At 68.5% G+C, this 16,817-nt stretch carries 15 protein-coding genes; 12 read left to right on the forward strand and 3 right to left on the reverse strand.

Going from position 1 to position 16,817, the window contains the following annotated elements:
- Window position 1 precedes the first annotated feature (1 nt).
- Window positions 2-1,741: an alpha/beta hydrolase gene (locus tag ACW179_RS01490; protein WP_492062245.1), complete on the reverse strand. Its 1,740-nt coding sequence runs from the start codon at window positions 1,739-1,741 to the stop codon at window positions 2-4.
- Complete coding sequence (locus tag ACW179_RS01495) at window positions 1,722-2,912, reverse strand: acyl-CoA dehydrogenase family protein (protein ID WP_492062247.1); 1,191 nt, start codon at window positions 2,910-2,912, stop codon at window positions 1,722-1,724. The genes ACW179_RS01490 and ACW179_RS01495 overlap by 20 nt, the downstream gene beginning before the upstream one ends.
- 289 nt (window positions 2,913-3,201) lie before the next feature.
- Here ACW179_RS01495 and ACW179_RS01500 point away from each other — a divergent pair, with 289 nt between their 5' ends.
- Genes ACW179_RS01500 through ACW179_RS01535 form a run of 8 tightly spaced genes read left to right on the forward strand, consistent with a single transcriptional unit; the run spans window position 3,202 to window position 11,151 of the window.
- Window positions 3,202-3,447, forward strand: a complete 246-nt coding sequence (locus tag ACW179_RS01500) for an acyl carrier protein (RefSeq protein ID WP_492062249.1) — start codon at window positions 3,202-3,204, stop codon at window positions 3,445-3,447.
- A gap of 21 nt (window positions 3,448-3,468) precedes the next feature.
- Window positions 3,469-4,398 (forward strand): amino acid--[acyl-carrier-protein] ligase, encoded by a 930-nt coding sequence (locus tag ACW179_RS01505; RefSeq protein WP_492062251.1) that lies wholly within the window; start codon window positions 3,469-3,471, stop codon window positions 4,396-4,398.
- Window positions 4,395-5,348, forward strand: a complete 954-nt coding sequence (locus ACW179_RS01510) for a DUF1839 family protein (protein ID WP_492062253.1) — start codon at window positions 4,395-4,397, stop codon at window positions 5,346-5,348. Before ACW179_RS01505 ends, ACW179_RS01510 begins: the two co-directional genes overlap by 4 nt.
- Before the next feature lie 2 nt (window positions 5,349-5,350).
- Complete coding sequence (locus tag ACW179_RS01515; protein WP_492062254.1) at window positions 5,351-7,813, forward strand: glycoside hydrolase family 2 protein; 2,463 nt, start codon at window positions 5,351-5,353, stop codon at window positions 7,811-7,813.
- 57 nt (window positions 7,814-7,870) lie between these two features.
- Window positions 7,871-8,800 (forward strand): alpha/beta hydrolase fold domain-containing protein, encoded by a 930-nt coding sequence (locus ACW179_RS01520; RefSeq protein ID WP_492062256.1) that lies wholly within the window; start codon window positions 7,871-7,873, stop codon window positions 8,798-8,800.
- 49 nt (window positions 8,801-8,849) lie between these two features.
- The gene (locus ACW179_RS01525) at window positions 8,850-9,968 is read left to right on the forward strand and encodes a Rieske 2Fe-2S domain-containing protein (RefSeq protein ID WP_492062258.1); all 1,119 of its coding nucleotides are present in this window, start codon (window positions 8,850-8,852) and stop codon (window positions 9,966-9,968) included.
- A gap of 11 nt (window positions 9,969-9,979) precedes the next feature.
- On the forward strand, window positions 9,980-10,600 hold the full coding sequence (locus tag ACW179_RS01530) for a hypothetical protein (RefSeq protein WP_492062260.1): 621 nt from the start codon (window positions 9,980-9,982) through the stop codon (window positions 10,598-10,600).
- 47 nt (window positions 10,601-10,647) lie between these two features.
- Complete coding sequence (locus tag ACW179_RS01535) at window positions 10,648-11,151, forward strand: CPBP family glutamic-type intramembrane protease (RefSeq protein WP_492062261.1); 504 nt, start codon at window positions 10,648-10,650, stop codon at window positions 11,149-11,151.
- Between the two features lie 95 nt (window positions 11,152-11,246).
- Here the strand turns inward: ACW179_RS01535 and ACW179_RS01540 are convergent, their stop codons facing one another.
- Complete coding sequence (locus ACW179_RS01540) at window positions 11,247-11,819, reverse strand: SH3 domain-containing protein (RefSeq protein WP_492062263.1); 573 nt, start codon at window positions 11,817-11,819, stop codon at window positions 11,247-11,249.
- A 285-nt stretch (window positions 11,820-12,104) separates the two neighbouring features.
- Between ACW179_RS01540 and ACW179_RS01545 the strand changes: the two genes are divergently transcribed.
- The 4 genes from ACW179_RS01545 (at window position 12,105) to ACW179_RS01560 (ending at window position 16,809) form a co-directional block, all read left to right on the forward strand.
- A complete protein-coding gene (locus ACW179_RS01545; RefSeq protein WP_492062265.1) occupies window positions 12,105-13,397 on the forward strand; it encodes an SDR family oxidoreductase in 1,293 nt (430 codons plus the stop codon).
- Complete coding sequence (locus tag ACW179_RS01550; protein ID WP_492062267.1) at window positions 13,397-13,867, forward strand: DUF2269 family protein; 471 nt, start codon at window positions 13,397-13,399, stop codon at window positions 13,865-13,867. Before ACW179_RS01545 ends, ACW179_RS01550 begins: the two co-directional genes overlap by 1 nt.
- Window positions 13,868-13,996: 129 nt before the next feature.
- A complete protein-coding gene (locus ACW179_RS01555) occupies window positions 13,997-16,528 on the forward strand; it encodes a helicase-related protein (RefSeq protein WP_492062269.1) in 2,532 nt (843 codons plus the stop codon).
- The gene (locus tag ACW179_RS01560) at window positions 16,525-16,809 is read left to right on the forward strand and encodes an RNA-binding S4 domain-containing protein (RefSeq protein WP_492062271.1); all 285 of its coding nucleotides are present in this window, start codon (window positions 16,525-16,527) and stop codon (window positions 16,807-16,809) included. Before ACW179_RS01555 ends, ACW179_RS01560 begins: the two co-directional genes overlap by 4 nt.
- Window positions 16,810-16,817 lie beyond the last annotated feature (8 nt).

Here is a 16,817-nt window from a genome sequence, read left to right on the forward strand (position 1 = left end):
ATCAAAGCCCCTTCAGGAACGCCACGACCTCGCGGCCGGCCTTCTCGCGGCTCGCCTTCAGCGCCAGTCCGTGGTCCAGCCCCGGTACGATCTGCAGCGACAGGCCCGGCAGACGGGTAAAGCGCTGTCCCGCGACGCCGAAGTGCGAGACCACCATGTCCAGCGAGGGATCTTCCGCGCCGACGATCAGGCGCACCACGCCGCCGCGCGCCGAAAGCTGTTCGATCCGCGCCTTGACCGCTGCCTCGGGCGTCGCCGCCGAGCGCGCCGCGAGACGGGCCCTCAGTCGGATATTTAGAGTACGGATGATGGCAGGCACATCCACGCCGCCCTTCAGCAGGCGGGTCCAGGTCGAGATCTGGCCCAGGCGCTGCATATAGGCCTGGGTCGAGCGGCCTTCGTCACGATCGCCGACGGCGAGTGACGTCCCCGCCCGCCAGGCCAGGATCACGGTGTTGATCGCAAAGACGCCGGCAATGCGCGGATCGTCCAGCGCCGCATGCAGGGCGTGATACCCGCCCGCGCAGACGCCGCCGACGATCACCTTCTGCGCGCCCAGTCCCTGCAGCAGCGCCACGGCGGCGTCGAAATCGGCAGCGCGCGGGGTTTCATAGACATGGCTGCGCACCGCCCCCTCGGCGGCCGGACTGTCGCCCAGTCCCGCAAAGTCGAAGCGCAGCGACATCACACCCTCACGCGCCAGGGCCCGCGCCGTGGCGGTGGAAAAGCCGCCGATGCCGGCGCGAGGATCGCCGCCGGTATTGCAAAGCACCACAGCCTTGCCGTCCCCCGCGCCGCCCTGCGGCAGGCACAGCACGCCGCGCAGACCCGCCCCGAAGGTCACCGCCCGCTCCACCGCGCCGGGTGGATGCAGCAGGGCCTCGCTCGCCACCCGAGACGGGCGCAGCAAGGCCGGCTCAGGAAACTGCTCGACCGCCCAGGCAATGACCTGATCGAACAGGTCGCGGGGGGCCAGATTACTGTGGGAGTCGTCGAACAGCGCCGCAAAGCCGCAGAACGGCGCGACGGTCACCGGCCCACCGCTATCCGCAAGCGCCTCGCCCAGCTTGATGGTCGCCGGGTTCTGCGCCGCGACAAAGACCGGCCGCTGGCCCGCATCAAGGCTGCGCAGATCGATAGCGCCGACGGCCGAGGCGGTGGCCGCCGACAGCACCAGACCGTCGGCGTCGAGGCCGCAGGCACCCGCGCCCACCGTGGTGGGGGCGAGCACCGCTGTGGCCAGTTTCAGCTCGCGCAGCCAAGGACCGCCGCGCGCCACCGGCGCCAGCAGGATCAGGCCGTCGGCGATCTCGACAGACAGTGCGGCCAGGGTGGCGCCAAAGCGCACACCGCCCAGCACCACGCGCTGCACGCCGGTCTGGTCGCGCAGGGTGGCCACGGCGGCACGCACCCCGGCCAGCCAGACCGGGAGGGCGTCGGCGGTCTCGTCGTCAAGGTCCAGCGCGTCGCCGGTTCCCAGATGGTCAAAGCGCAGGGTGGCGACCCCGGCGGCGGCCAGGTCTTGCGCCAGCAGGCGCATCGGCAGGTGGGCGCAGCGCGCGTCTCGCCCCAGGGGCGCGCACAGGACGACCCCGACATCGAGGGCGTTCAGGGGACCAGGTGTGTGCAGCCAGCCCGCGTGGCCGTCGAAAGCAATCGCTAAGGTCTCAGACGCGCTGGCCGGTACGGCGGGCGGCGCAGAGTTCGCCTCGCACCGGCGCTCAGTTCGCGAGGCGGTCATCATACAGCCCCAGACGCGGCTTCTGGGCCAGCAGCAACTGGGCCGCGCCTTCGCGCATGCGCTCATTGGCGATCATGATCGGGGCCGAGTGCAGGTCGCGCACATGGCGGGCCACGCTGAACGGGCCCTGGCGCGCATAGCCGGCGAAGCCGCAGATCGACAGGGCGATCTGGGCGACCTCCAGGCAGGCTTCGCCGACGCTGGTCTTGAGATTGTTGTCCGCCGCCACCTCGGCAAAGTCGGGAGCCCTGACCGTCTTCCAGTCAAAGGCGGCTATGGCGGCGCGAACGCGGGCCTCGGCCATCTGCAGCTTTTCCACCGCCTCGGCCAGACGCAGGGCCCCGGCCGGCAGTTCGGTCGAGCCGACCTTGCGGCGGCCGCGCACGGCGGCGCGAGCCCGGGCCACGGCGTCGGCGGCGATGCCGGTCCAGACCGCGCCCCACAGGATGTGCGAGACGGGTGCCATGGTGGTGCCGGCGATCTCGCCGAACGGAACCGGAGCAATCTGGTCAGTGTGGCCGGCGCCGGTCAGCACGAAGGCACCGCTGCCGGTGCCGCGCATGCCCATCGAGTCCCAGGCCTCGCCGGGATCCAGCGTAAAGTCTTCACCCTCCAGAACGGCCAGCACCTGATCACCGGCCGAGGCGTCGGGATGGGCGCGGGCGGTGACCAGGATCACGTCGGCATTGGCGGCGTAGGAGATGGCGCTGGCCTGCTTGACGACGCTGAAGCGATCACCATCCGAGACCACGGCGCAATGGCTGGTGCGCAGATTGCCGCCGATCCCGACCTCGGAGGTCGAGGAGGCCAGCAAAAGTTGCTGGTCGATGACACGCTGGAGAAAGGCGTCATGCCAGGGCTGGCCGGCGGCGTGACGCGCCAGGCAGGCGACCTGGATATGATGCATGGCCAGCACCATGCCGGCACTGCCGCAGGCGCCGGCCAGGGCGTAGCAATCGGCGGCGACGCGGGCCAGGGAGGTCTCGTCGGGATCGGCCAGCACCCCCAGGGCGCCGTGGGTGCGCAGGGCCGCAAAGGCCTCGACCGGGAAGCGGCCCTCGCTGTCGACGGCGGCCGAGGCCTCCCGGGCCACGGCCAGAACCTCCGGCGACAGGGGCGTCCAGTCGGCGCTGCAGCCTTGAGCGAGCGTCTTCAGGGCCGGAGCCTGCATGTCTAACTTCCCCTGTCTGTTACGAGCCAGACTAGCCAAGCTTCCCTTACCGCATCGTGCGCCTCAGTGCAGCCGCTTACGCGCCCGACTAGAGTCCCGTTACGCATCAGTTCAGGCCAGCATACCCTGACATTCGAGGGGGCCGGTGCAAGCCTTGGGCCACCCTCGGCGAAACCGGTCGCTGGCCGCGATTTCGGTTAAGACTTGGCTTACCATCAACGAACAGCACTATTTTACATCTATAAAGGACACTAAGGACCACCTTGTCGCTGACTGTCGAAGGCTGAAGATGATCGAGAAACTGCGCGCCCTGGTGGCGGACCATGGCGGCCTGGCCGTGGACGTGACCACCCTGACCGAAGACGCCGACCTGTATCGCGCCGGCATGAGCTCGTTCGCCTCGGTGCAACTGATGCTGGCCCTGGAAGAAACCTTCGACATCGAATTCCCCGAAACCATGCTCAGCCCGCGCACCTTCTCCAGCCTGGGCGCGATCCAGAGCGCGGTGGTCGAGCTGACCAGCGCCGCCGCCTGATCCGCTAACTGGGGATTTATCATGGACGCCCAATCGGACGCCTCCACCGACGCCAAGGCCGCCTATCTCGACGCCCTGCTGGGCGCGGGCCTGCTGATCGATACCGGTGTGCCCGGCGTCTATGGCCGCAGCGGCATGTTCGAGGACGTGATCACCCGCTTTGAGGCGATGGTGACGGCGGCCGGCGAAGGTCAGGCCGAGGTCATGCGCTTTCCGCCCGGCATGAACCGCGCCCACTTCGCGCGCAGCGGCTACATGAAGAGCTTCCCGCAACTGGCCGGTGCCGTGCACAGCTTCTGCGGCGACAGCCATGCCCACAACGACCTGCTGCAGGCCATCGAGGGCGGCCAGGACTGGACCGGAGGCCTGACCGGCACCGAGGTCGTGCTGACCCCGGCCACATGCTATCCGCTGTATCCGGCGGTCGCGGCACGGGGGACGCTGCCGGCCGACGGCGGCCTCTATGACCTGCAGTCCTATTGCTTCCGGCACGAGCCCTCCGGGGATCCGGCCCGGATGCAGCTGTTTCGCCAGCGCGAATATGTGCGGATCGGCAGCCCCGACCAGGTGCTGGAATTCCGCCAGCTCTGGCTGCAGCGCGGCCAGCAACTGATCAACCGCGTCGCCCTGCCCTATCAGCTGGAGATCGCCAGCGACCCGTTCTTTGGGCGCGGCGGCAAGCTGATGGCCATGGCCCAGCGCGAGCAGCAGCTGAAGTTCGAACTGCTGGTTCCGATCACCAGCCTCGAACACCCCACCGCCTGTGTCAGCTTCAACTACCACCAGGACCATTTCGGCCAGACCTGGGACATCGCCACCCATGACGGCGAAGTGGCCCACACGGCCTGCGTCGGCTTTGGCCTGGAGCGCATTGCCCTGGCCCTGTTCAAGCATCACGGCCTGGACGTGAAGACCTGGCCGGCCGGCGTGCGCGAGGCCCTGTGGGGGTGAGCGCCGCTGCCTGCTTTCCCGACCTGACGCCGGAAACCCATGTCCGCCACCGGCTGCATGGGCAGGACCGGATGTGGCCCGAGACCAACTGCTTTGTGGATCTGTGGATCGAGGTGGTGGCGGCCATGGGCGCCGCACCGGAAGCCATGTTCGGCTTTACCGTCACCCAGGATTTCGAAGGCGACCACTTCACCTTCTTCAAGACTCCGGTCGAGGATCTTGAAGCCCTGTACGGCGTCTCCGTGCAGGAACTGGCGGTCTATGACTCCATCACCGGCCATGCCGCGACCCAGTTGGCCCGGGGTCGCCTGTGCCTGATCGAGGTCGACAGCTTCTTCCTGCCCGACACCCGCGCGGTGTCCTACCAGCTGGAGCACGGCAAGACGACGATCGGCGTCAACCGCCTGGATGTGGCCGCCCGGCGGCTGGAATACTTCCATAACGGCGGTTATTTCGGCCTGGAAGGCGAGGATTTCGACGGCCTGTTCACCGGCTACGCCCACGACACCACGCCGTTCCTGCCCTATGCCGAGTTCGTCAAGTTCGGTGATCCTCCGATTACGGATGGTCGTGAGATCGCTCGCGCCATCCTGACCCGCCGCCTGGCCCAGAGGCCGGCCGCCAACCCCGTCACGGCCTTCCAGACGGTGCTGGCGGAACAGGCGCAAGGTGTGGCGGCGCGCGAGCCGGCCTTCTTCCACAAATACGCCTTCAACACCCTTCGCCAGCTGGGCGCCAATTTCGAGCTGCTGGCCGACCACCTGACCTGGCTGGACCCGGCCGATGACGCCACGCCCCATGCCCTGCGGATCGCCGAAGTGGCCAAGGCCGCCCAGTTCCAGCTGGCCAGGGCCTGCGCCCGCAAGCGTTTCGACGCCCTGCCGGCGGCCATCGCTCCAGCGGTCGAGGCCTATGACGCGCTGTTTGACCAGCTGACCCGGCGGTCCTGACCATGGCCCGCGTCCTGTCCGTCAGCGGGCAAGCGCAGGTCAGCCTGACCGACGGCTGGCACCTGGCCCTGTCGCCGGCCGGAGCCTGCGCGACGCCAGACGACGCCGCCGCCCTGACCGCCTGGATCCCCGCCGCCGTGCCAGGCACGGTTGCCGCCGCCCTGCACGAGGCCGGGCAATTTGACCTCGACACGCCCACCCCGCTGCACGATCAGGACGCCTGGTGGCGACTGGAGCTGAGCGGGACCGGTCCGCGCGTTCTGGAATTCCAGGGCCTGGCCACCCTTTGCGAAGTCTGGCTGGACGGCCGCCTGATCCTGACCTCGGACTCGATGTTTCAGGCCCATTCGGTTCCCGTCGACCTGACGGGCCGGCATGCGCTGTGGCTCTGCTTCCGGGCGCTGACCGAGCGGCTGGAGCGCAAGCTGCCCCGCGCCCGCTGGCGGCCCCGGATGATCCCGCGCCAGGGGCTGCGCGGCATCCGCACCACCCTGCTGGGCCAGATGCCGGGCTGGACGCCCGCTGTCGATGCGGTCGGGCCCTGGCGGCCGATCCTCTGCATCACGCCCGGACCATTGGCCGTCGTCGAGGCCGACCTTCGCGCGACCCTGGACGGCGATACCGGCCGGCTGTCGGCACGGCTGGTGATTGCCGGCGCTGAGGGCCCGCCGGTGCTTTTCTGCGCCGGGCAGTCGATCGCCCTGACTCCTGACGCCAACGGCGCGTTCACCGGCCTGCTCGACCTGCCCGGCATTGCGCCCTGGTGGCCGCATACCCACGGCCAGCCGGTCCTGCATGCCGTCACCGTCCACGTCGGGCAAGCGACCCTAGACCTGGGCCGCACCGGCTTTCGCCATATCGAGCGCGTCGACGGGCCGGATGGAACCGGCTTTGGCCTGAAGATCAACGGCCACAGCGTCTTCTGTCGCGGCGCGGTCTGGACCACGTCCGACATTCTGGGCCTGGCCGGCACGCGTGAGGCCTACGCCCCGTGGCTTGAGCTGGCCCGCGAGGCCGGGATGAACATGCTGCGGATGAGCGGCACCGGGGCCTATGAGAGCCCGGCCTTTTTCGAACTGTGCGACGAGTTGGGCATCCTGGTCTGGCAGGACTTCATGTTCGCCAATTTCGACTATCCCGTCGCCGATCCGGCCTTTGCCGAGCAGGTCGCGCGGGAAGCGGACGATTTTCTGAACACCATGCAGTTGGCGCCGTCGCTGGCCGTTCTGTGCGGCGGCAGCGAGGTGCACCAGCAGGCGACGATGATGGGCCTCAAACCCGTCCAGACCGCCAGCCCGCTCTATGACGAGATCCTGCCCGCCGCCGTTGCGCGGCGACGGCCCGATGCGGTCTATGTCCAGAACTCGCCCTGCGGCGGCCCCCTGCCCTTCTCACCCGGCACCGGCGTGGCCCACTATTTCGGCGTCGGAGCCTATATGCGCCCGATGGAGGACGCCCGGCGCGCCGGCGTGAAGTTCGCCAGCGAGTGCCTGGCCTTCGCCAACATCCCTGGCGCGGCGACGCTGTACGAGGCTCTTCCCGAGATCCTGCCCGGCGATCCGGACTGGAAGGCCCGTACGCCCCGCGACCTGGGTGCCGACTGGGACTTCGAGGACGTCCGCGACCACTATCTGGCCCTGCTGCACGGGGTCGAACCCCTCGCCCTGCGCGATAGCGATCCGGCCCTTTATCTAGACCTGTCGCGGGCCGTCAGCGGTCAGGTGATGGCGGCAACCTATGCCGAATGGCGCCGCGCCGGCTCGGTCTGTCGGGGCGCTCTGGTCTGGACCTTTCAGGACATCGTTGCGGGTGCCGGCTGGGGCGTGATCGACAGCCTGGGTCGCCCCAAGCCCGCCTTTTACGCCCTCAAGCGCGCCTTCCGGTCGCTGCATCTGGGCCTGACCGACGAGGGCGGCGATGGCCTGGCCATCCATCTGGTCAATGAAACCCCCGAGCCGCTGGACCTGGAGCTGGAGCTGATCTGCCTGCGCGAGGGTGCCACCCCGGTGGTTTCAGCCCGCCGTCCGGTGTCGCTGCAGGCCCGCTCAACACAGACGCTCTCCGCCTATGAGGTGATCGGGGCCTTCTTCGACATCACCTATGCCTATCAGTTCGGCCCGCTGGCGCACGACACCACCGTGGTGCGGCTGCGGCGGCCAGGCGAGGCGGCAGCGCTGATCGAGGCCGTCCACTTCCCGTCGATCACGGCGTCGGCTGAACCCGCCACCGTGGTCGCCACTCTGGCCCCTGCGCAGGACGGGGCCTGGACCCTGTCCCTGACCACCGATCGCGTGGTGCGCATCGCCTATCTGGCGGTTGCAGGCTTCATGCCGGACGATGACTGGCTGTGCCTGACGCCGGGCCTGGCCCGGACGATCACCCTGACGCCGACCAAAGGCGCGCCTGCTACGCCCAAGGGCGCGATCCTGGCACCCGGCGGCGGCGTGCTGGCCACCTTCGGCTGAGCGACGGAACCCGCGCGCCGCGACGTTAAAGTCGCGTCAGCCGCCGAGAGACCTGCCATGCAAACCCGCCTGAAGACCCCCGCCCTTACCCTCCTGCTGTGCGGGCTGATCGGCCTGACCGCAACCACCGCCCAGGCGCAGCAGGACCGCCCCCGGCTGCGGGCCATGGCCCAGCGGCTACAGGAAAAGCGCGCCGGCGAGGAACGCCCCGTTGATCTGCAGGTCATCGCGCCCGGGGCCCGCAAACTGACCCAGAGCTACGGCACCGACGACAAGCAGCAGATCGACATCTACCTGCCGCCGAACGCGAAGAACGCTCCCATCCTGGTCATGGTGCACGGCGGGGCCTGGAAGCTCGGCGACAAGGCCAATGCCGGGGTGATCGAGAACAAGCTGAAACACTGGCTGCCCAAGGGCTTCATCGTCGTCAGCGTCAATTACCGCCTGCTGCCCGAGGCGATGGCCGACGAGCAGGCCAGGGACGTGGCCGAGGCCGTGAAATGGGTGCAGGCCTATGCCGAGGACTGGGGCGGTTCGGAGCAGAAGCTCATCCTGATGGGCCATTCGGCCGGGGCCCATCTGGTCGCCCTGCTGTCGGCTCGCCCCGAACAGGTCGGCCGCCCCTGGGCCGGAACCGTGGTGCTGGACTCGGCGGTCCTCAAGGTCTCTGACGTCATGGGCAAATCCCACCCCCGCTTTTATGACGAGGCCTTCGGCAGCGATCCGGCCGCCTGGGCCGCCGTCTCGCCGATGGACCAGTGGAGCCCGGCCGCCGTGCCGATGATGCTGGTCTGCTCCAGCCAGCGTCCGGACAAGCCCTGCGCCGCCGCCGAGGCCTTCCAGGCCAAGGCCAGGGCCGCCGGCCGGCCGATGCCGGTCCTGCCCCAGGCCCTCAGCCATGGCGAGATCAACCAGACGCTTGGACTGGACGGCCCCTACACTGCCGCCGTCGATGCTTTCATCGCCGGCCGGCTGGGCCGGCGCTGACCGCGCAGCGGCGTCGTGAAAGTTCCACGAAACAGGCTATAAGGGCTCCATGCCCGCCGATGACGCCGCCGCCGCCCAGAGCACCGCCGCCCAGCCTGCCCCTGCCAGCAAGTTTGGCGAAGGCTTTGTCTGGGACGCCTGGTACGTCGCCTGCCTGTCGCCCGACCTGAAGCCCGGCAAGAAGCAGGCCCGCGAATATCTGGGCGAGCCGGTGCTGATCGGCCGCACGCGCGCCGGCCAGGCCTATGCCATCCGCGACATCTGCCCCCACCGCGCCGCCGCCCTGTCGGCCGGCCGGGTGTTTCACGAGAAGGACGGCACCGACAGCGTCGAGTGCCCCTATCACGGCTGGCGTTTCGGCTCGGACGGGGCCTGCACGGCCATCCCTTCGCTCACCGCCGATAGCGATTTCGACATCAGCAAGGTGCGGGTGCGGCGCTATCCGATCGTCGAACAGCAGGGTCTGGTCTGGATCTGGATGTCGTCGGACGCCCGCTTCAACGGCGAGCCGCCCGAGGCCCCGCCGGTCATCCCCGGCATTGTGGGCGGCAAGCCCAAGCTGATCGACCATCTGGACTATGACATCCATATCGACCACGCGGTGCTGGGCCTGATCGATCCGGCCCACGGCCCCTATGTGCACCAGCAGTGGTGGTGGCGCACCACCGCCAGCCAGCACGAAAAGAACAAGCGCTTCGCCCCGTCGCAGGCCGGTTTCACCATGGTGCGGCACGAGCCGTCCAAGAACTCCAAGGCCTATGCCATTCTCGGCGGCGAGCCCCTGACCGAGATCACCTTCCGCCTGCCCGGCCTGCGCTGGGAGCATGTGACGGTGGGCAAAAAGCAGGTGCTGGCCCTGTCGGCCATGACCCCGATCAACGCCCACAAGACCCGCATGAACCAGATCATGTGGTCCGATCACTGGGCCTTCACGGCGCTCTATCCGATCATCCGCGTCGCGGCCCGCGCCTTCCTGCGCCAGGACGGCAAGATCGTCGAGGTCCAGACCCCGGGCCTGAAGGCCAATCCACCGCTGATGTGGGTCGGCGACGCTGACCAGCAGGCCCGCTGGTATCACCAGTGCAAGCGCGAGTGGAACGCCAGCCGCCGCGAGGACCGCCCGTTCGTCAATCCGGTCCAGGACCAGATGCTGCGGTGGCGGACCTGAGTGGGGCGTGCATGAACAGTCCTGCGCCTGGCAAAGATCCAGATGCGGCCTTTGCAGCCATGTTCGAACCTTACGGAGACGGCTATCTCGTGCAAGCGGCGCATGGCGGCGTTTTGTTCACAGCCGCTGAACGCGATGCTCTGATTACAGGCTACCGAAAAGGGAAGCCAAGCAGGATAACAATCTTGGTAGCGACGCTCGGCACTTTAGCCGGAAGCGTCACACTTGCGATCGCTCTAATCAATCTGCAATTCTGGCTAGCAGGACCGCCCAAGACGGACACTCTACTTTATGGAATAGTAGCAATCTTTCTTATCACCCCTGCCGCCCTGCTGGCAGTCCTATTGAAAATAGCACGTCGCCAAATTGGCGTCGTGCGCCGAGAAGCAGCCCGACGTCCCGCTGTGACACCGCCGCGCCCGATACCCACACTTTGGCAAAGGCTGGACCTTCCCGTTCTCACCGGATTGGTGGCGATTGGCGGCCCACTTGGCGCTATCCAAATGGGATGGACATCCCCGGCTTGGCCATGGATCGCGGTATGGAGCGGTATAGTCGTTGTCTTGATTGTGCTGAGCGTATTGCAAGCCCGGGATCGGAAGCGAGGCTTCAAACCGCCAGGTGAAATCTGAGCGCGCTCGAGACCCTTACTCCATATCGCTGATCGCGAGCCACCAGCATGAAGCCAGTCGCCCGCCTGACCACTGCCCTCACCACCCTGCCCACGGCGCGCGGCTGGGCCCTGACCTTGGCCGTCTCGACCGTCACCCTGACCACCATGGCCGCCATCGGTTTTGCGACCGGGCTCTATCACCTGACCCCCACCCAGCCGGGCCTGGCCCTGCGGCTGCTGACGGTGATCCTCATCCCGGCCCTGGGCGAGGAGGCGGTGTTCCGGGGCCTGCTGGTGCCGGGCCGCAGCGAGACCGAGCGGCCGGCGCGGGCCATAGCCGTCTCGACCACGCTCTATGTCCTCTGGCACGTGGTGGAAGCCCTGACCTTCCTGCCCGGCGCGGCGGGCGTGTTCCTGCGGCCAGACTTCCTGCTGTGCTGCGCGGTGCTGGGCGTCGGCTGCGCGATCCTGCGCTGGCGGACCGGCTCGCTGTGGCCGGCGGTGATCCTGCACTGGGCGCTGGTGGTGATCTGGCAGACCTGGCTGGGCGGGGTCAGCGCGCTGGGCTGAGACCGCAAAAAGCCCGCCGGGCCGGGGGGCCAGGCGGGCTCTGCCGTGGAGCGCGACTGAGGGACGGGACGTCGCGCTCCGGACCTCAGTGCGCCTTAAGCGCGGTAGACATAGGCGCTGCTGACATAGCCGACGCCGACACCGTCCTGACCGACCAGGATCCAACGGCCGTCGCGGGTGCGGCCCAGGGCCTGGAAGGTCTGGCCCGCCTCAACCCCGCCGACCTTCTGACCGCGAGTCGAGGCCGAGGCGCGCAGGTTCAGGTTCGAGCGGGCGACATACTTGCCCTTGATCTGGGTGACCGGCTGGGCTTCGACCGAGGTGGCGAAGTTGACGCCATAGGCCTTGTAGGCGCCGCCGGCGGCGTTGGCGGCTTCCGACTTCTGCATCGAGCAGCCGACGAAAGAGCCCGCGCCGGCCCCGACGACCGCGCCGATGGCGGTGCCGGTGCCCTGGTCGTTCTTGGCCAGGTTCGAACCGGCCGCCGCGCCCAGCAGGGCGCCGATCACCGCGCCGGTTTCCTGCTTCTTGCCGGAAGCCTTGCAGCCGACGACGCCGCCCAGGCGCTGTTCGACAGCGAAGGCCGAGGGGGCCGAGACCAGGGTCATAGCGCTGGCGGCCAGGCCCAGGGTCAGGGCGGCGGTCTTGATCTTGCTGGTGATGGTCATGGTCGTAAGTCCTTCGTCCCGTTTGAAAGTGTCCGGGGTCATCAACCCCGTGAGACAGACCATGACAGGGTGAAGCTGAACGCTGCCGTGGACCGCACCGACAGATTTCGTTCATGTTGGAAAAAAGTTTGCGGGCGGGGTGTGGGGGAGCCTTTGACGAGGAAACTCCGGCGAACCACGCCCCCGTTTTGCGAGAGCTGCGCGCTCGCCAGTCCGCCGTCATTCCTGCGCTGGCAATCCAAAGTGGCGCTTCCTCCTCGATAGTTGAGACGCTAAGCCTCGTTGATGCGCATCGTAGTTATCGGGGCCTATGGGCTCATCGGCTCATATGTATCCGCCCGGTTGGCGGCTGACGGGCATGCGGTCATCGGAGTGGGGCGCGACATTCAAGCGGCCCTGCGTCGCTTCCCTGCTCTGGAATGGAAGCGCGCCGATTTGGCCAAAGCCTCGGTCGCAGAATGGGCGACAATGCTCGCTGACGCCGATGCCGTGATCAACTGCGCGGGTGCCTTGCAAGACAGTCCTCGCGACGACCTGAGGGCCGTTCATGTCGAAGGGGTTCAACGCCTCATAGAGGCCTGCGAGAGGATCGGCGTTCGCCGACTCGTGCACATCTCAGCTGCGGGGGTTGAGCCGGGACGAAAGACGGCCTTCAACGCCACAAAGCTGGAGGCCGAGACCCTACTCGCGCAGAGCTCGCTAGAGTGGATCATCCTGCGGCCCGGCCTGGTATTCGCGCCGGCTGCCTATGGCGGTACGGCCTTGCTACGCGGCTTGGCTGGGTTCCCCAGCGCAAGCCCGGTGGTCTTTGGAGACAGCCGCGTCCAGATCGTGGGGGCAGAGGATCTGGCGGTCGCGGTGGCCCTCTGCCTGAAGCCGGAAGCGTCGACACGCGTCAGCCTGGACCTGGTCCATGATGAGGCGCTGACGTTGATCGATCTGGTGGGACGACTGCGTGGATGGCTTGGCCTGCCACCCGTGAGGACGATCCGCCTACCGCTGATCGTAGCCCGCGCGACTGCAGCGGCCAGCGACGCCCTGTCGTGGCTAGGCTGGCGTAGCCCAATGCGCACCGCCGCATTGGAGCAACTGAAGATGGGCGTTCGTGGCCAAGCCCAAGACGCGGCGCGCCTGGGATGGACGCCACGATCCTTCGACGCTCTGCTGGCCGCTGCTCCCTCGAGCGTGCAAGAGCGCTGGTTCGCCCGCGCCTATTTCGCCAAGCCCGCTATCCTGACTTGCCTGTTTGCCTTCTGGCTGCTGTCAGGGCTGATCGGCCTGACGGTAGGCTTGAAAGACGCCATTGCCGTTCTGACCGTCTCTGGCATGGACAGGGGGTTGGCGGCCAGCGCGGTGATCGCAGGCAGTCTGGTAGACATCGCTCTGGCACTGGCGCTGGTCTGGCGACCAACCGCTGGCCGAGCCTTGCAGGGCATGCTGCTGGTGACGATCGGTTATCTGCTCGGCGGTGCCCTTGTGCGCCCCGACCTATGGCTCGACCCGATGGGGCCGCTGCTCAAGAGCATTCCCGCCGCCTTTCTGGCTATGGCAGCATTGGCTACGCTGGACGAACGCTGATGGACCTCTACATCCTGCTGAAGATCGCCCACGTCATCGGCGCGACGGTGCTACTGGGGACCGGGGCGGGCATCGCGTTCTTCATGCTGATGGCCCACCGCACGCGCGACCCGGCACTGATTGCTCACACCGCCAGAATAGTCGTGCTGGCCGACACCGTCTTCACGGCCTCGGCGGTGATCCTGCAACCCGTTACGGGAGCGGGTCTGGCCCATCTGGCTGGCTATCGGCTGTTCTCGGGATGGATCGGACTAAGCCTGGTTCTCTATGTCGTGACAGGCTTATGCTGGCTGCCTGTCGTATGGATCCAGATCAAGCTCGGCGAGCTTGCCCGACAGGCCGTCGCCACCGGCACGCCTTTGCCGGACTCCTATTTCCGGCTGTTCAGGTTGTGGCTCGTCCTGGGCTTCCCGGCCTTTGCGGCGGTGCTGGGTATCATCTGGCTTATGGTGGCCAAGCCGAGCCTATAGGGGCGGCGAGCTGTGCCTTTGCCACGCTGAAGCGACGTGCGGCGTGTTTAGCTCTGACAATTGTCGCCCAGAGCCCCCAAACCCACACCCCCGCTTGCCTCCCCCCGATTCCCGCCCCACCTTCGGGGCATGAGCGACCGATCCGCAGGCCTCGCCCCGTCGAAATTGACCGCCGTGCTGGGGCCGACCAACACCGGCAAGACGCATCTGGCCGTCGAGCGCATGCTGGGCCACGCCAGCGGCATGATCGGCCTGCCGCTGCGACTGCTGGCCCGCGAGATCTATGACCGCATCGTAAAGCTGCGCGGCAAGGCGTCGGTGGCCCTGATCACCGGCGAGGAGAAGATCGTGCCGCCGCGCGCGGCCTATTTCGTCTGCACCGTCGAGGCCATGCCCCTGACCCGCGAGGTCGAGTTCGTGGCCATTGACGAGATCCAGCTGTGCGCCGATCCCGAGCGCGGCCACATCTTCACCCACCGCCTGCTGCACGCCCGGGGCCGGTTCGAGACCATGCTGCTGGGGGCCGGGACCATGGCCCCGCTGGTGCGCCGCCTGCTGCCCGACGCCGAGATCGTCTCGCGCGAGCGGTTCTCCAACCTGTCCTATGCGGGCTCCAAGAAACTGACCCGCCTGCCCCGGCGCAGCGCGGTTGTGGCTTTCTCGACCGACGCCGTCTACGGCATCGCCGAACTGATCCGCCGCCAGCGCGGCGGCGCGGCCGTGGTCATGGGCTCACTCAGCCCCCGCACCCGCAACGCCCAGGTGGCGCTGTACCAGTCGGGCGAGGTCGATTTCCTGGTGGCCACCGACGCCATAGGCATGGGCCTGAACATGGATGTCGACCATGTGGCCTTTGCCGGGCTGCGCAAGTTTGACGGTGTGCGCACCCGCTGGCTGCACGCGCAAGAGGTGGGCCAGATCGCCGGCCGGGCCGGCCGCTACACCCGCGACGGCACCTTTGGCGTGACGGGCGACTGCGACGAGATGGACGAGGATCTGGTCGAGAGCGTGGTCAACCACCAGTTCGAGCCGATCATCGCTGCGGAGTGGCGCAGCGCCCGGCTGGACTTCGGCTCTCTGCCCCTGCTGCTCAAGTCGCTGGGCCAGGGGCCGGGCCGCGCCGGTCTGACCCTGTCCAACGAGGCCCTGGACGAGCGCACCCTGCGCAAGCTGTCCCAGCAGGACGACGTGGTGGCCCGCTGCAAGGCCGACCGCTCGGCCCTGCTGCGCCTGTGGGACGTGTGCCAGACCCCCGACTTTCGCAAGACCACCGAGGACGACCACCAGCGGATGGTCCGCACCCTGTTCGACGACCTGACCACGGGCAGGAAGCGCCTGCCTGAAGACTGGATCAACACCCAGTTCAAGGCGCTGGACCGCACCGACGGCGAGATCGACAGCCTGGCGGCGCGGCTGTCGGGGGTGCGCACCCTGGCCTACATCGCCAACCGCGGCGACTGGCTGGCCAATCCCGTCCACTGGCAGGGCGTGACCCGTCAGCTGGAAGACCGGATCAGCGACACGCTGCACGAGAAGCTGATGGCCCGGTTCATCGACCGGCGCACCAGCGTGCTGATGCGCCAGCTGGGCGAGCGCGAGGTGATGCTGGCCGGGGTCGGGCAGGACGGCGCGGTGACGGTCGAGGGCCACGTCGTGGGCCATCTGGCCGGCGTGACCTTCACCCCCGAAAAGGGCGCCAGCGCGCTGGAGGAAAAGGCCCTGCGCAACGCCGCCGTGCGCGCGGTGGGTCCCGAGATCGCCCGTCGCCTGGGGGCCCTGGCCGCCGAGCCCGACGACGCCTTCGCCCTCAGCCCCGACGGCGCGATCCTGTGGCGCGGCGAGATGGCCGGTGCGGTGCGGTCTGGTCTGCCGCTGCTGTCGCCCCGCGCCCGGCTGCTGGGCGACCTGGGTCCCGCCACAGTGCGCGAACGGGCCGAGCGGCGGCTGGACGCCTTTCTGGCGTCTCAGGTCGACCGCCACCTGGCCCCGCTACGCCGGCTGGAGAGTGGTCTGGCGGGCAGCGCGCTTCGCGGCCTGCCGCGCGGTCTGGCCCACCGCCTGCTGGAGGCCGGCGGGGTGCTGGACCGGCGGCCGCTGGATCCTGAGCTCAAGGCCCTCAGCCAGGCCGAGCGGCGGGCCCTGAAGGGGCTGGGCGTCAAGATCGGAGCCTTCAGCCTGTTCCTGCCTGCCATCCTGCGACCCGAGGCCATCGCCTGCGCGCGGGCCCTGGCACCGGGCGGCTGGCGCGGCGATCTGGGCCAGCTGGCACCCCTGCCCTCCCCGCCACCCTCGCCCCACGCCCTGTCGGCCAGTGGCCTGCGGGCCGTCGGCGGCTTTACCGCCCCGGTCGAGATGCTGGAACGGCTGGACGACCTTTTGCGGGCTCAGCAGGTCCCCGGCGGGGTGGTGCTGACCGATGCGGCCCGCGAGACCCTGGGCTGGACCGCGCCCCAGGCTGCCGCCGTGCTGCGGGCGCTGGACTATACCCCCGCCATCCGGCCCAAGGCCGACGCGCCCATGGTCTGGAAGCGTCGCGGTGCCGCGCGGCCCGAGCCCAAGCTCGCGCCCCGCCCCGACTCGCCCTTCGCCGCCCTGGCCAGGCTCACCGAGCCGCCGCCGCGCCGCAAGCGCCCCCGTCGCCGCAAGGCCGCCGCTTCTTGAGCGAGGAGGCCGACGCCTGCCGCGCCGATGTCTGGCTGTGGCGCGCCCGGTTCTTCAAGACCCGGTCGCTGGCCTGCCGGTTCGTCGAGGAAGGCCGCATCAGGCTGACCCGCAACGGTGTCGAAAGCCGCATCGACAAGCCCTCGCGAACCCTGAAGCCGGGCGATCTGCTGGTGTTCGGGATCGGCGGACGCCTGGTCTCGGTGCGCGTGCTGGCGTCCGGCGAGCGCCGGGGACCCGCTGTCGAGGCCCGGGGACTGTACGAGACGGTGGAAGGCTGATCTCTCCC

It is taken from the genome of Caulobacter sp. AVps18 (assembly GCF_058681425.1).

What these genes read in the sequence shown, in the direction of transcription:
- ACW179_RS01500 (WP_492062249.1), top strand. Translation starts at nt 3,202, where the DNA reads ATGATCGAGAAACTGCGCGCCCTGGTGGCGGACCATGGCGGCCTGGCC.
- ACW179_RS01545 (WP_492062265.1), top strand. Translation starts at nt 12,105, where the DNA reads ATGCGCATCGTAGTTATCGGGGCCTATGGGCTCATCGGCTCATATGTA.
- ACW179_RS01555 (WP_492062269.1), top strand. Translation starts at nt 13,997, where the DNA reads ATGAGCGACCGATCCGCAGGCCTCGCCCCGTCGAAATTGACCGCCGTG.
- ACW179_RS01525 (WP_492062258.1), top strand. Translation starts at nt 8,850, where the DNA reads ATGCCCGCCGATGACGCCGCCGCCGCCCAGAGCACCGCCGCCCAGCCT.
- ACW179_RS01540 (WP_492062263.1), bottom strand. Translation starts at nt 11,819, where the DNA reads ATGACCATCACCAGCAAGATCAAGACCGCCGCCCTGACCCTGGGCCTG.
- ACW179_RS01520 (WP_492062256.1), top strand. Translation starts at nt 7,871, where the DNA reads ATGCAAACCCGCCTGAAGACCCCCGCCCTTACCCTCCTGCTGTGCGGG.
- ACW179_RS01530 (WP_492062260.1), top strand. Translation starts at nt 9,980, where the DNA reads ATGAACAGTCCTGCGCCTGGCAAAGATCCAGATGCGGCCTTTGCAGCC.
- ACW179_RS01490 (WP_492062245.1), bottom strand. Translation starts at nt 1,741, where the DNA reads ATGACCGCCTCGCGAACTGAGCGCCGGTGCGAGGCGAACTCTGCGCCG.
- ACW179_RS01535 (WP_492062261.1), top strand. Translation starts at nt 10,648, where the DNA reads ATGAAGCCAGTCGCCCGCCTGACCACTGCCCTCACCACCCTGCCCACG.
- ACW179_RS01495 (WP_492062247.1), bottom strand. Translation starts at nt 2,912, where the DNA reads ATGCAGGCTCCGGCCCTGAAGACGCTCGCTCAAGGCTGCAGCGCCGAC.
- ACW179_RS01505 (WP_492062251.1), top strand. Translation starts at nt 3,469, where the DNA reads ATGGACGCCCAATCGGACGCCTCCACCGACGCCAAGGCCGCCTATCTC.
- ACW179_RS01550 (WP_492062267.1), top strand. Translation starts at nt 13,397, where the DNA reads ATGGACCTCTACATCCTGCTGAAGATCGCCCACGTCATCGGCGCGACG.
- ACW179_RS01515 (WP_492062254.1), top strand. Translation starts at nt 5,351, where the DNA reads ATGGCCCGCGTCCTGTCCGTCAGCGGGCAAGCGCAGGTCAGCCTGACC.